Origin of the sequence: Klebsiella sp. FDAARGOS_511 (genome assembly GCF_003812845.1) — a bacterium.
In the GTDB taxonomy this organism is placed as follows: domain Bacteria; phylum Pseudomonadota; class Gammaproteobacteria; order Enterobacterales; family Enterobacteriaceae; genus Klebsiella; species Klebsiella grimontii.
The window spans coordinates 164,498-177,861 of the sequence record NZ_CP033824.1; the positions used below are offsets into that span (position 1 = coordinate 164,498).

A 13,364-nucleotide genomic window follows, 5' to 3' on the forward strand; every position below is an offset into this window, starting at 1 on the left:
GTGTGCTCCTAAGGATTATTGTTTTTAACAGGTGAACTAGATGTTAAAAACTATCGTCCATAAGGCAAAGAGACAGCATGAGGGCTTGTTTTTGTGAGATATTTCATAAAAACAGATGAAGCTAACGCGCAAAAAATCACAATTCAATAACACGAGCTGCCCGTTTGCGATACCGCCAACGCAAACGGGCAAATTTCCCGACGCCGGCGACCATGCCAGGCGTCTATAGGAGGAAGAAACGCGAACCAACAGCGATGAAAAGCGCTTATGGCTACCTAAGCCAGCTGCCGCGCGCTTAGCGCATCGGAGAGCAGACGGTCGTCGTGCAGCGTCTGCCACGCCTGAGCAATGTGCGGCGGAATATCCACATGGGCGATAAAATCCTTGCCTAACGGGCCGTAGCCCTGCGGGTTATCCGCCAGCCGCGGCGGTTCGCCGAGGATCAGCGCCAGATAGCGCCCCACCGGCCACAAACCCGCATCTTTCCCGCTAAAAGTGACACCGTCACTCCCGTTACATAATACCGGCGCGCACCCCGGCGTGCTGTACCACGTTGGCGCTCGCGGATCGTCTTGCCAGACGCGGGCAAACGTCGCCATCGTTCTGCGCTGCATGGTCGGATCCTGAATCACCACCCCTGTACGATGGGCAATGCCCCTCTCCTCAAGCATTTCCCGGGTAAAGCGCGCGTTCTCTCCGCAGTTGGTGGAGCGATCCTCCACCACGATGTGTTGGCGCGGAATTGCCCAGAACTGATGGGCGATGTCGGCCAGGATATGCGCTTCGGCGCGATCCTTTACCGCGATGGCGCGGTAGCGCGGGTCGTTTAACACCGACTGGTATAAAAACGAAGTGGAGTGACCGATACCGCCGCTGATCAGCAGCGGAACCGCGTGCTGCGCCGCCAGCCGGCAGGCGAAATCGATGGTCGGGATCACTGCGTTGCCAGCCAGCACCACCACCTCTATTTGCGGATCAACGGGCAAATCATCCTGCGCCAGCCAGGCTCCCAGCTGGTTCGCCGCGGCCAGTACCGATTCGGGTAGCGATGGAAAATGTTCTGACATGTTTTCTCCTGTTAACACTCTCAGCCGTAGATTAGCGGCCACCATCTTAGACGCTGGCGCGAACTTTGGGTAATAAAGCGCGAATAGCGCACCCACGCCTCTTAAGCAACAAAGTCAACACATCTGAATAGCGTTTTATTCACTTTTTGAAGAGGGTCAAGAATCTAATAAATAGGGAGAAAAGGTCACAACTACGGCTTTAATGCACAAAAATGCATATTCATCCATGAAGAGCGTTATTTTACGTTTTTTTATTCACAAAAAGCTGAATCCCAGCCGCAACGACAGCATATTCTGCATTTTTGCCAAATACCGTCCCATTAAATTGGTGATAACATTCTCGTTACAGAGTTTATAGCTGTACCTTTCCACGGTTAACAAAATAATTATCACTGCGAAACAGGACTCTTATGGAAAAGTTATCTTACGCTTCTGAAAGTAGTACATCTCCATGGACCACCTACCTGCGCCAAATCGATCGCGTCGCGCCCTACCTCGGCGATCTCGCTTTCTGGATTGAAACCCTGCGCCATCCGAAACGCGCGCTAATCGTTGATATCCCTGTGCAAATGGACGACGGTACTATCCGCCACTTCGAAGGTTACCGCGTTCAGCACAACCTCTCGCGCGGACCGGGTAAAGGCGGCGTGCGCTACCATCCTGATGTTGATCTCAATGAAGTTATGGCGCTTTCAGCCTGGATGACCATCAAGTGTGCGGCAGTTAATATTCCCTACGGCGGCGCCAAAGGCGGCATCCGCGTCGACCCGTTCTCATTGTCGGAAGGTGAACTGGAGCGTTTGACCCGTCGCTATACCAGCGAGATCGGCATTATTATCGGGCCGCAAAAAGACATTCCGGCGCCGGACGTCGGCACCAACGGCAAAGTGATGGCCTGGATGATGGATACCTACTCCATGAACCACGGCACCACCATCACCGGCGTGGTCACCGGCAAGCCTATTCACCTGGGCGGTTCGCTGGGCCGTGAAAAAGCCACCGGCCGCGGCGTATTCGTCACCGGTCGCGAAGTAGCTCGCCGCAGCGGTATCGAAATCGAGGGCGCAAAAGTCGCGCTACAGGGTTTTGGTAACGTAGGTAGCGAAGCGGCCCGCTTGTTCGCAGGCGTCGGCGCACGGATTGTGGTGATTCAGGACCACACCGCCACCCTATATAACGAGGGCGGTATTGATATGGCCGCGCTGACCGCATGGCAGGCCGAGAACAAGCAAATCGCCGGTTTCCCTGGCGCCCGCGAAATTGCCAAAGAAGCGTTCTGGACGACGCCGATGGATATTCTGATCCCGGCGGCGCTGGAAGGCCAGATTACGCGCGAGCGCGCCGAAACCCTCAGCTGCAAACTGGTGCTCGAAGGCGCTAACGGCCCGACCTACCCGGAAGCGGATGATGTGCTGGCCGAGCGCGGCATCGTGGTGGTGCCGGACGTTATCTGTAACGCCGGCGGCGTCACCGTGAGCTACTTCGAATGGGTGCAGGATATGGCCAGCTTCTTCTGGAGCGAAGAAGAGATCAACGCCAAAATGGACCGTATCATGACCGATGCGATCGTTCACGTTTACGAAAAAGCGGTGGAAAAAGCGTGCTCTTTACGCACCGCCGCCTATATCGTGGCCTGTGAGCGGATCCTGATGGCGCGTAAAGATCGCGGTATTTATCCGGGATAATCCCTCTTCTCAGCCCGGTTAATGCCGGGCTTGAGACCAGCCCCCTCCTTTGCCCTTCGCAAGTCTTATTCCACATTAAACGCACATACCGTTAACCTGTTTTTACCAAACGGGCTTGAATTCTCGTTCTGGTCAGGCAAAAATCATTAGAGCTCTAACGATATTGCAGACTGATCTATGGATAACCGACAGCTTAACTTTTCCCATCTTTTATATCTGACCGCCCACCACTGGCGCCTGGCGGTCAACCGCCGCCTCAAGGACCTTGGCATGAGCCAGGCCAGCTGGGTCGCCGTTTCCGCCATCGCGCGCAACGAAAAGCCGCTATCGCAAAGCGAGCTGGCCCAGGAGCTGGGCGTCGAAAGCGCAACCCTCGTACCGCTGCTCAACCGGCTGGTCGATCTCGGTCTGGTCGAGCGGGTGAAAACCGAGCGCGATAAACGCAAACGGCTGCTGATTGCCACCGCCAAAGGCCTTGAAGTGTACCAGCAGGTGAAAACGGTGGCCGATGATTTGCGGGAGGAGATCCTTACCGCCATTACCCCCGAAGAGCAGCAGCAGACGCAGCAGGTACTGGAGAAGCTGCTGCGCGAGGTCGAGAAAAAATAATGCCTCGCCGACACGCCAATCCCTATATTCCTCACGACTGGGCCCCGCACGAAAAACCAGCGATCCTCGGCTCGCCGTCGACCCCGATCCACAGTACGCCAAAACGCATTGCCTACGGGATCGTCGGGCTGCTGGTATGCCTGACCGGCGCGTTGGGCAATGCGGTGGTGACCGCCAATCTACAGCTGTTGCAGGGTACTTTTGCCGCCTGGTCGACGGAGATTGCCTGGCTCCCGGCAGTCTACGTAATGACCAACGTGTCCATTAACCTGCTGCTGGTGAAGTTCCGCCAGCAGTTCGGCCTGCGCGCTTTTACCGAAGGTTTTCTCGTACTCTACGTGCTGGTGACCTTCTTCCACCTGTTCGTCAACGACCTGAGTTCCGCGCTGATGGTCCGCGCCGCCCACGGCATGGTGGCCGCGGCGCTAAGCTCGCTGGGGATTTATTATCAGGTGCAGGCCTGGCCCGCCCGCCATCGGCTCAAAGCGCTGACCATCGGCATCACCGGTTCATCGCTGGCGATCCCGCTGGCGCGCCTGTTCTCCACCGAGCTGCTGCAAATCGACGAGTGGCGCGGGCTGTACTTCTTTGAACTGGGGCTGGCGCTGGTGTCGCTGGCCTGTGTGATCGCCCTCAAGCTGCCGCCAAGCGATCGGAAAAAGGTATTTGAGAAAAAAGATTTCATCACCTTCTTTCTGCTGGCGCCAGGGATGGCGCTGGTCACTGCGGTGCTGTCGCTGGGGCGGCTGGACTGGTGGTTCGAAGCGTCGTGGATCGGCTGGGCGCTGGCGGGCGCTGTGGTGCTGATTGTCTCCGCGATTGCTTTTGAGCATAACCGCAGCAACCCGCTGCTCAATATCAAATGGCTCTCCAGCGGCAGTATTCTGCGTCTCGGGCTGATTATGCTGCTGATCCGTATCGTGCTGGCGGAGCAGAATACCGGCGTCATCGGCTGGCTGCAGTACGTCGGCCTGCAGAACGAACAGATGACCAACCTGGCGTGGTCGATTTTCGCCGGGATCCTCTGCGGTATTGTCGCCAGCTGTCTGACGCTCAACCCGCAGCGCCTCTACTGGCCCACCGCCACCGCGCTGGCGTTAATTATGGTTGGATCGCTGCTCGACAGCCAGTCGACGATCCTGACCCGCCCGGAGCAGCTGATGTTCAGTCAGTTTCTGCTGGGTTTCGGCAGCGCTTTCTTCCTCGCCCCGGCGATGCTGGCGGGGATTGGCGGGGTCATTGCCGACCAGCGCAACCTGGTGAGCTTCTCGGTACTGTTCGGCATGAGTCAGAATATCGGCGGCCTGCTGGGCTCCGCCATTCTCGGTACTTTCCAGACCTGGCGGGAGAAGTTTCACTCCAGCCAGCTCGCCGACCAGCTCACCACGCTCAATCCGCTGATTACCGAGCGTATACAGCAGTATAGCCAGATGTATCAAAGCCAGATTGGCGACAGCACCCTGCTCAATGTTCAGGCCACCATGCTGTTGCAAAACGCCGCCACGCTGCAGGCCAATATTCTCGCTTACAATGATACCTATCTGCTGACGGCGGCGATTTCAGCCGCCACGCTGGTATGGGTTTTCTGGCGCTTAATAAGATTACGTATTACCGCCCGTATCGCGCTGAAACGCGCAACGGGAAGTAAATAAAATTCACTCTGGAGTCATTATGAGTCAGCAGGATGCGGCCAAACAGCAGGCCAACACCCGAAATAATATTCGCATCGTCTCGATTTTCACCGCCGCCGCCATTGGCATCGTTGGCGTACTGGTTATTCTCTATGCCTGGCAGCTGCCGCCGTTTACCCGTGAAAGCCAGTTTACCGATAACGCCTACGTTCGCGGGCAAACCACGTTTATCAGCCCGCAGGTCAACGGTTATATCACCGAGGTTAAGGTTCAGGATTTTAATCAGGTGAAAGCCGGCGACGTGCTGTTCCAGATTGACGAGCGCATCTATAAGCAGCGCGTCCATCAGGCGCAAGCAACGCTGGCGATGAAAGAGGCGGCGCTGAAGAACAATCAGCAACAGCGCAGAAGCGCCGAGGCGGTCATCGCACGTAACGAAGCGGCGCTGCAGAACGCCCGCGCGCAGAATCTGAAAACCCAGGCCGATTTAAAACGCGTTCAGGAGCTGACCGCTGACGGCTCGCTATCGATTCGCGAACGTGATTCCGCCCGCGCCAGCGCGGCGCAAGGTACCGCGGATATCGAGCAGGCCAAAGCAACGCTGGAGATGTCACGCCAGGACCTGCAATCCACCATCGTTAACCGCGATTCGCTGCTCGCCGACGTCGCCAGCGCAAAAGCAGCGCTGGAGCTGGCGCAGATCGACCTGCAAAACACCCGGATTATCGCGCCGACTGACGGTCAGCTCGGGCAAATCTCGGTTCGCCTTGGCGCCTACGTGACCGCTGGGACGCATCTCACCTCGCTGGTGCCGCCGCAGCACTGGCTGATCGCGAATCTCAAAGAGACCCAGCTGGCGCAGGTGCGCGTCGGGCAACCGGTGACCTTTACCGTTGATGCGCTGAACAGCGAGAAATTCACCGGCACGGTGCAGAGCATCTCTCCGGCGACCGGCGTCGAGTTCAGCGCCATTTCCCCGGATAACGCCACCGGTAACTTCGTGAAAATCGCCCAGCGCATTCCGGTACGCATCGCCATTGATGAGGGGCAGAAGAACGGCCAGCGTCTGCGGCCGGGGATGTCGGTGCAGGTCACCATTGATACCCGCGCGGAGAAACAGCAATGATTCGTCCGCTCGCTCTCACCGTTATCCTTGCGCTGGTCGGTTGCCAGTCCGCGGACGTTCAGCAGGCCGCGCCCGGTTTACAGATCCCTGCCGCCTGGCGGGCGGATGTCGGTCCGTCCAGCCCCGTTGAGGGCGTGTGGTGGCGCAATTTTCATGACAGCACGCTCAACCAGTATGTCGACCAGGCGTTGCGCTATAACAGCGACGTGCTGCTCGCTCGCGAACGGGTCAACGAGTACCAGGCCCGGGCCTACGCCGCCGATAGCAGCCTGTTTCCCTCGCTCGACGCCGGGTTGACCGGCACCCGCGCGCGGTCCCAGTCGGCGGCTACCGGGCTGCCCGTTCACAGTACGGTGTATAAAGGCGCGCTGACCGCCAGCTACGATGTTGATCTCTGGGGCGCAAACCGCAGCGCCGCCAGCGCGGCGCAAGCCAGCCTGGAAGCGCAAAAAGCTGCGGCCGCCGCGGCGAACCTGACCGTCGCCTCTTCGGTGGCGGTCGGTTACATCACCCTACTATCGTTGGATGAACAGCTGCGGGTGACGCAACAAACGCTAAAATCACGCGAAGACGCTTTCAACCTGGCGAAACGCCAGTTTGAAACCGGCTATACCTCGCGCCTGGAGCTGATGCAGGCGGACTCCGAACTGCGCTCCACGCGCGCGCAAATTCCGCCGCTGCGCCATCAAATCGCCCAGCAGGAAAATGCGCTCAGCCTTTTGCTCGGCGCCAATCCGGGCACCGTTAAGCGCAACGCGTTCGCGCAGCTTTCGCCGCTATCGCTACCTTCCCAGCTGCCGTCAACCCTGCTCAACCGCCGACCGGATATCGTTCAGGCCCAGCGTCAACTGGTGGCCGCCGACGCCACCCTGGCGTCATCGCAGGCGCAGCTGCTGCCGTCCATCAACCTTACCGCCACCGGCAGCCTGCAGGATCGCACCCTGCCCGACCTGCTGGATAATCCGCTACGCTTATGGAGCCTCGGCGGCAGCATTCTGGCGCCGTTGCTCAACCGCCAGGCGCTGAATGCTCAGGTCGACGTATCGATGGCCCAGCGCAATCAGGCGCTGTATAGCTATGAAAAAACGGTGCGCGCCGCGTTTAAAGAGGTGAACGACAGCCTCGATGCCATTAATCGCTACAGCGATCAGTTGGCGGAGCTACTTGAACAGGAGAACGTTGCTAAGGAGACGCTACGTATCGCCCAGAACCGCTATCGCAACGGCTACTCATCCTATCTGGATGTACTCGACGCCCAGCGCACGCTGTTTTCCACCCAGCTCAGCGTGGTACAGGTGAAAAACAACCTGCTGCTGGCGCAAGTTGATTTGTACCGGTCGCTGGGAGGCGGCTGGTCTGATTCATCAGGGATGTAATACGGGAAATCTGACATGCAACAACAGTGGTCGGCAGTAGATAATTATCTCGTGACAGCGTTAATCCCCACCGATCCGCTCCTCAGCCAGGTTCTGGCGAATAATCAGCACGCCGGGCTTCCGGCGATCGACGTCGCCGCCAATCAGGGGCAGTTCCTGGCCCTGCTGGTGCGCATGACGGGCGCCAAACGCATCCTCGAGATCGGCACGCTCGGCGGCTACAGCACGATCTGGATGGCCAGGGAGTTGCCCGTCGATGGTGAATTGCTCACCCTGGAGGCCGACGCGCATCATGCCGCCGTCGCGCGCGAGAACCTCCGTCTGGCAGGCGTGAACGATCGCGTTGCGGTGCTGGAAGGCCCGGCGCTGACCAGCCTGGAAAAGCTGGGCGATCGCCCGCCGTTCGATCTCATTTTTATCGACGCGGATAAACCGAATAATCCTGGCTATCTGCGCTGGGCGTTGCGCTATTCTCGCCCGGGGACAGTGATTGTGGGCGATAACGTGGTGCGCGACGGCGAAGTGACGAACCCGGATAGCGAGGACGACCGGGTGCAGGGCGTCAGAGCGTTTATCGACATGATGGGCAGCGACCCGCGGCTGACGGTCACGGCCCTGCAAACGGTGGGCAGCAAAGGCTGGGACGGGTTCACCCTCGCGTGGGTGAACGAATAATGAGTCTGAAAATCCGGATTGCGGCGCGAAGCTACAATCCGGATCATGTTAGCTATGGTGATGGGTTAATTCTGATAATGGATTACATATCAGATTGCACATGTCTTTTGCATCAGTGAGTGACATCCTTGTTTACAGAACAAATCATTGAGAATGATTCGGCTGATATTCAATCTGATAATTTACCTCTATTTCCCTGTCGGCCCCCGCGCGAGCTGTATCAGCTTCCCACCTGTTCTCCTGCGTGCAGTTTCCGACAACATCCCACCTTACGCATTTTTCCTCGAAACGGGAGCGATTTTCAGCCGTCAGTCCCAGAAGCAGGCTCGACAGCCAGCGCCCTTGTCCGTCCCAGCGCAGGAGTCGGGAACGTGACTCTTCGGTAACATGTGCTAAACGCCCATTGATATCGTGGTAATAGTCGACGATGATTGCCGCCGGAGAACCCGTGGGCTTTATCACTTCACGAATCAGGCGATTTTGATCGTCATAAAGATATTCCCAGGTCGTGGTTTCCAGCAGTTTGTCATCCATTTTATATTGGCCTTCTGCGCGGACAATTCGGCCCAATTCGTCGGTATAGTAATGTCGGCTATCGATGCTGGCCTTATTCGGATAAAAGCCGTCGATTCTCATCTCCGTCAGCCAGCCCTTTTGTTTATCACGGATGACAGTCGTTGTGCTTCGCATTGTCTTATTATTACCAATATCACGCTCTTCCGTTTCAGCGCGACTTTCCAGTTGCCCGCAGTGAGAAAGTGACATCGTGCCGGATGATTCATAACGATAAAGTTTTCCTTTACCGGAAAAGTGCACGCTAAGAGACTTCTCGCCCGGCATCATGGGCGGCATTTTTGTCAGAATCATATAGTTTGAACTATTGATAAATAACTGTTTTTCTGCACAAGTCGTCGTGGTCTTTTCATTAGCAAAGGCCGAAGAGCACGCTGCGGTTAAAATTGAAATCATCGTGACGATTTTTATATTCATATAATATTTACATCCCTTTAAATAATTAGTTTTAGCAATACTTTATTTCATCCGAATTTATATGTTTTATACTACAGCATTAGCCGTTCTGGCTGTCGTTAAGATCAATAATATTAAGACGAACGCATAATGGATATTTAATAATTTGGCATGACGTTTCCATTCCCTGAAAGAGAATGAAAACGCCATTGCCGTAGTATCAGGCCACAATCGCGTCCATTGCCTGCAGCACTCGCTTGTCGGATATCGGATACGGCGTGCCGAGCTGCTGGGCGAACAGGCTGACGCGCAGCTCTTCAATCATCCAGCGGATCTCCTGCACGTCGTTATCCTGACGGCGCTGAGGCGGCAGCTTATTCAACCACTGCTGCCACGCCTGCTGGATGCTCTCCACCTTGAGCATCTGCGCGCGGTCACGGTGCGGATCGATCGCCATTTTCTCAAGCCGCTTTTCAATCGCCTGCAGATAGCGCAGCGTATCCCCAAGGCGGCGGAAGCCATTGCCGGTGACGAAACCGCGATACACCAGCCCGCTCATCTGCGATTTGATATCCGACAGCCCAAGCGCCATGGTCATATCCACGCGGCCTTTCAGGCGTTTATTGATATTGAACACCGCGGTCAGGATCTGCTCAACCTGTTTGGCGATTTCCACCACCGTCTCGTTGAGTTCAGCGCGCACCTTTTCATGCAGCGCGGCAAAGCCCTCTTCGGTCCATACCGGGCCGCCCGCTTCATCGATCAGCTTATCCACGCCGCAGGAGATACAGTCATCGATCAGATCCAGCACCTTGCCGTAGGGGTTGAAATAGAGCCCCAGCTTGGCTTTATTCGGCAGCTTCTCATGCAGGTATTTAATCGGCGACGGGATATTCAGCAGCAGCAGGCGACGCAGGCCGCGCCACATCTCCTGCTGCTGCTCCAGCGGGTTATCAAACAGCTTGATCGCCACGCTGTCGCGCTCGTCCACCAGCGCCGGCCAGGCCTTAACTTTGTAGTTGCCGCGCTTCTGCTCGTAGCTCTCCGGAAGCCGGCCAAAGCTCCAGATATGCAGCCCGCTCTGCTCGATACCGTCATCGGCAACCGCGGACAGCGTCTCCTGCACCTTACCTTTCAGCGCATCTTTCAGATCCTGCAGCGAGCGCCCTTCCTGCAGCTTCTTGTTTTTCTCGTCCACCACCCGGAAAGTGATTTTCAGATGATCGGGTACCTGATCCCATTGCCAGGCCTCGCGGTCGATAGTCACGCCGGTCATCCGCCGCAGCTCACGTTCAAGGGAATCCAGCAGCGGCAGCTCCAGCGGCGTCGCGCGGCCTAAAAACGCCTCCGCGTAGTTCGGCGCTGGAACGAAGTTACGCCGTACCGGCTTCGGCAGCGATTTAATCAGGGCGATAACCAGCTCGCGACGCAACCCCGGGATCTGCCACTCAAATCCGGCTTCTTCCACTTGGTTGAGCAGCGGCAGTGGAATATGCACCGTTACGCCGTCAGCGTCGGCGCCCGGTTCAAACTGATAGGTGAGACGCAGCTTCAGGTTGCCCTGGTGCCAGAAGTTCGGATAGTCGAGCTTACTGACCTGCTCCGCGCCTTCCTTAATCAGCATGCTCTTTTCAAAGTTGAGCAGATCCGGCGTCTCGCGGCTGGCCTGTTTCCACCACTTGTCAAAATGGCGCGCGGAGATGACGTCATGGCTGATACGCTGGTCGTAGAACTCAAACAGCGTTTCGTCGTCGACAAGAATATCGCGGCGGCGCGACTTATGCTCCAGCTCTTCAATCTCGTTGCGCAGCTTCAGGTTGTCACGGAAGAAGGCGTGACGAGTCTGCCAGTCGCCCTCCACCAGCGCATGGCGGATAAATAGCTCGCGGCACAGCGCCGGATCAATCTGGCTATAGTTGACCTTGCGGGCCGCCACAATCGGCAGCCCGTAAACGGTGACCTTTTCCGTCGCCATCACCGCGCCCTGCCCGCGCTCCCAGTGGGGTTCGCTGTACGAGCGTTTGATCAAATGCTGCGCCACCGGCTCGACCCACTCCGGCTCAATGCGCGCGGCGATACGCCCCCACAGGCGGCTGGTTTCCACCAGTTCGGCGACCATCGTCCATTTTGGCGGCTTTTTGAACAACCCCGATCCAGGGAAGATGGAGAAGCGAGCGTTGCGCGCGCCGGTAAACTCCTGCTTGTCGGCGTCTTTCATACCGATATGCGACAGCAGACCGGTCAGCAGCGCGGTGTGAATTTCGCGATACTCCGCCGGCTCGCTGTTCACCGGCAGCCCGAGCTCTTTCACCACCTGACGCAGCTGGGTATAGATATCCTGCCACTCGCGCACGCGCAGGTAGTTGAGGAAATCGACCCGGCACTGGCGGCGGAACTGGTTCGAGGAGAGCGCTTTTTGCTGCTCGCCCAGGTAGTTCCACAGGTTGACGAACGCCAGGAAGTCGGACTCTTTATCGTGGAAACGGCGATGTTTCTCGTCAGAGGCCTGCTGCTTGTCCATTGGCCGCTCGCGCGGGTCCTGAATGGAGAGCGCCGAGGTGATAATCATCGCCTCGCGCACGCAGCCGTGTTTTTGCGCTTCCAGCACCATGCGCGCCAGACGCGGGTCCACCGGTAGCTGGCTAAGCTGACGGCCCATCGGCGTCAGCTTATAAGCGGTCTGCTGTTCGTCGGTGGTAATCGCCCCCAGCTCTTCCAGCAGGCGAACGCCGTCCTGAATATTGCGTTTATCCGGCGCTTCAACAAACGGAAACGCGGCGATATCGCCCAGGCCCAGCGCGGTCATCTGCAGGATAACGGATGCCAGGTTGGTGCGCAGAATCTCCGGGTCGGTAAATGCCGGGCGCGACAGGAAGTCATCTTCCGAATAGAGACGAATACAGATCCCTTCCGACACGCGACCGCAGCGGCCTTTACGCTGGTTAGCCGACGCCTGGGAAACCGGCTCAATAGGCAGGCGCTGCACTTTGGTACGGAAGCTGTAGCGGCTGATACGCGCGGTACCCGGGTCAATAACGTACTTGATGCCCGGCACGGTCAGCGAGGTTTCGGCGACGTTGGTAGCCAGCACGATCCGCCGCCCGCTGTGGGCCTGGAACACACGGTTCTGTTCGCTATTGGAAAGCCGCGCATACAGAGGCAGCACTTCGGTATGGCGCAGATTCAGCTTATTGAGCGCATCGGCGGTATCGCGGATTTCACGCTCGCCGCTCATAAAGATAAGGATATCACCGGGGCTTTCGCGCCCGAGTTCATCAACGGCGTCAAATATCGCCTGCAGCTGATCGCGCTCGGTGTCGTCGGCGTCTTCAACGATGGGTCGATAGCGCACTTCTACCGGGTAGGTGCGCCCGGACACTTCGATAATCGGCGCGTTGTTAAAGTGGCGCGAGAAGCGTTCCGGATCGATGGTCGCCGAGGTGATTATAATTTTCAAATCCGGGCGACGGGGCAGCAGTTCCCGCAGGTAGCCAAGCAGGAAGTCGATATTGAGGCTGCGTTCGTGCGCTTCATCGATAATGATGGTGTCGTACTGCATCAGCAGCCGATCCTGCTGGATTTCCGCCAGCAGAATACCGTCGGTCATCAGCTTAACCATGGTGTTATCGCTGACGTGGTCGCTAAAGCGGACTTTATAGCCAATGCAGCCGCCCGGCTCCGTTTGCAGCTCTTCGGCGATACGGTTGGCGACGGTACGCGCGGCCAGACGACGCGGTTGCGTATGGCCAATTAAGCCTTTAACGCCGCGCCCCAGCTCCATACAAATTTTTGGCAGCTGGGTGGTTTTCCCCGAACCGGTTTCCCCCGCCACAATCACCACCTGGTGATCGCGCACGGCTTCGAGAATCTCCTGTTTTTTCTGGCTAACCGGCAGATTCTGCGGATAATCGATAGCCGGTCGGGCGGCTTCGCGCAGCAGGACTCTCCCTGCCGCCTGTTCAATTTCTTGCGCCATCTCCTGAAGGATGGCCTGCTGGGCATCAGGATTTTTAACCTTCTTCACGCCGTGCAGGCGACGGGCAAAGCGCGACTTATCGCGCAGCATCAGGCCATCCAGCCGTGCAAAGAGCTGAGAGAAGGTTATTTTTTGTTGTTCTGTCATAGCGTTATCGGGCAGCGCACTGCCGGGAAAAATCTCTTTTGATGTATTGCGTTAGAGTACCACATCCGCGCAATTCGTGCCTTGTTCAAAAAAACTGAATACA

At 57.2% G+C, this 13,364-nt stretch carries 9 protein-coding genes; 6 read left to right on the forward strand and 3 right to left on the reverse strand.

Annotated elements, in window-relative coordinates; all coding sequences use genetic code 11:
* Positions 1-275: 275 nt before the first annotated feature.
* Positions 276-1,067, reverse strand: coding sequence for a YdcF family protein (locus EGY08_RS01755; RefSeq protein ID WP_123828114.1), 792 nt, complete (start codon positions 1,065-1,067; stop codon positions 276-278).
* A 410-nt stretch (positions 1,068-1,477) separates the two neighbouring features.
* Between EGY08_RS01755 and EGY08_RS01765 the strand changes: the two genes are divergently transcribed.
* The 6 genes from EGY08_RS01765 to EGY08_RS01790 all read left to right on the forward strand — a co-directional run bounded on the left by EGY08_RS01765 (position 1,478) and on the right by EGY08_RS01790 (position 8,169).
* Positions 1,478-2,752, forward strand: a complete 1,275-nt coding sequence (locus tag EGY08_RS01765) for a Glu/Leu/Phe/Val family dehydrogenase (protein ID WP_004120918.1) — start codon at positions 1,478-1,480, stop codon at positions 2,750-2,752.
* A gap of 177 nt (positions 2,753-2,929) precedes the next feature.
* Positions 2,930-3,361, forward strand: coding sequence for a MarR family winged helix-turn-helix transcriptional regulator (locus tag EGY08_RS01770; RefSeq protein ID WP_004120921.1), 432 nt, complete (start codon positions 2,930-2,932; stop codon positions 3,359-3,361).
* Positions 3,361-5,013, forward strand: a complete 1,653-nt coding sequence (locus EGY08_RS01775) for an MFS transporter (RefSeq protein WP_087829463.1) — start codon at positions 3,361-3,363, stop codon at positions 5,011-5,013. Before EGY08_RS01770 ends, EGY08_RS01775 begins: the two co-directional genes overlap by 1 nt.
* Positions 5,014-5,032: 19 nt before the next feature.
* Positions 5,033-6,118, forward strand: a complete 1,086-nt coding sequence (locus EGY08_RS01780; RefSeq protein WP_004120925.1) for an HlyD family secretion protein — start codon at positions 5,033-5,035, stop codon at positions 6,116-6,118.
* Complete coding sequence (locus EGY08_RS01785; protein WP_123828115.1) at positions 6,115-7,494, forward strand: efflux transporter outer membrane subunit; 1,380 nt, start codon at positions 6,115-6,117, stop codon at positions 7,492-7,494. The genes EGY08_RS01780 and EGY08_RS01785 overlap by 4 nt, the downstream gene beginning before the upstream one ends.
* Positions 7,495-7,509: 15 nt before the next feature.
* On the forward strand, positions 7,510-8,169 hold the full coding sequence (locus EGY08_RS01790) for an O-methyltransferase (protein WP_049115430.1): 660 nt from the start codon (positions 7,510-7,512) through the stop codon (positions 8,167-8,169).
* A gap of 144 nt (positions 8,170-8,313) precedes the next feature.
* Here EGY08_RS01790 and EGY08_RS01795 read toward each other — a convergent pair whose 3' ends face one another.
* Together EGY08_RS01795 and hrpA are read right to left on the reverse strand one after the other, a co-directional pair.
* Positions 8,314-9,159 carry a hypothetical protein gene (locus EGY08_RS01795; protein WP_123828116.1) on the reverse strand — a complete coding sequence of 282 codons (846 nt, stop codon included), beginning with the start codon at positions 9,157-9,159 and terminating at the stop codon, positions 8,314-8,316.
* 199 nt (positions 9,160-9,358) lie between these two features.
* Complete coding sequence (hrpA, locus tag EGY08_RS01800; protein WP_232391414.1) at positions 9,359-13,204, reverse strand: ATP-dependent RNA helicase HrpA; 3,846 nt, start codon at positions 13,202-13,204, stop codon at positions 9,359-9,361.
* Positions 13,205-13,364 lie beyond the last annotated feature (160 nt).

Coding starts and splice junctions, on each gene's coding strand:
- EGY08_RS01770 (WP_004120921.1), top strand. CDS start 2,930: ATGGATAACCGACAGCTTAACTTTTCCCATCTTTTATATCTGACCGCC.
- EGY08_RS01775 (WP_087829463.1), top strand. CDS start 3,361: ATGCCTCGCCGACACGCCAATCCCTATATTCCTCACGACTGGGCCCCG.
- EGY08_RS01765 (WP_004120918.1), top strand. CDS start 1,478: ATGGAAAAGTTATCTTACGCTTCTGAAAGTAGTACATCTCCATGGACC.
- EGY08_RS01780 (WP_004120925.1), top strand. CDS start 5,033: ATGAGTCAGCAGGATGCGGCCAAACAGCAGGCCAACACCCGAAATAAT.
- EGY08_RS01785 (WP_123828115.1), top strand. CDS start 6,115: ATGATTCGTCCGCTCGCTCTCACCGTTATCCTTGCGCTGGTCGGTTGC.
- hrpA (WP_232391414.1), bottom strand. CDS start 13,204: ATGCTGCGCGATAAGTCGCGCTTTGCCCGTCGCCTGCACGGCGTGAAG.
- EGY08_RS01790 (WP_049115430.1), top strand. CDS start 7,510: ATGCAACAACAGTGGTCGGCAGTAGATAATTATCTCGTGACAGCGTTA.
- EGY08_RS01755 (WP_123828114.1), bottom strand. CDS start 1,067: ATGTCAGAACATTTTCCATCGCTACCCGAATCGGTACTGGCCGCGGCG.
- EGY08_RS01795 (WP_123828116.1), bottom strand. CDS start 9,159: ATGAATATAAAAATCGTCACGATGATTTCAATTTTAACCGCAGCGTGC.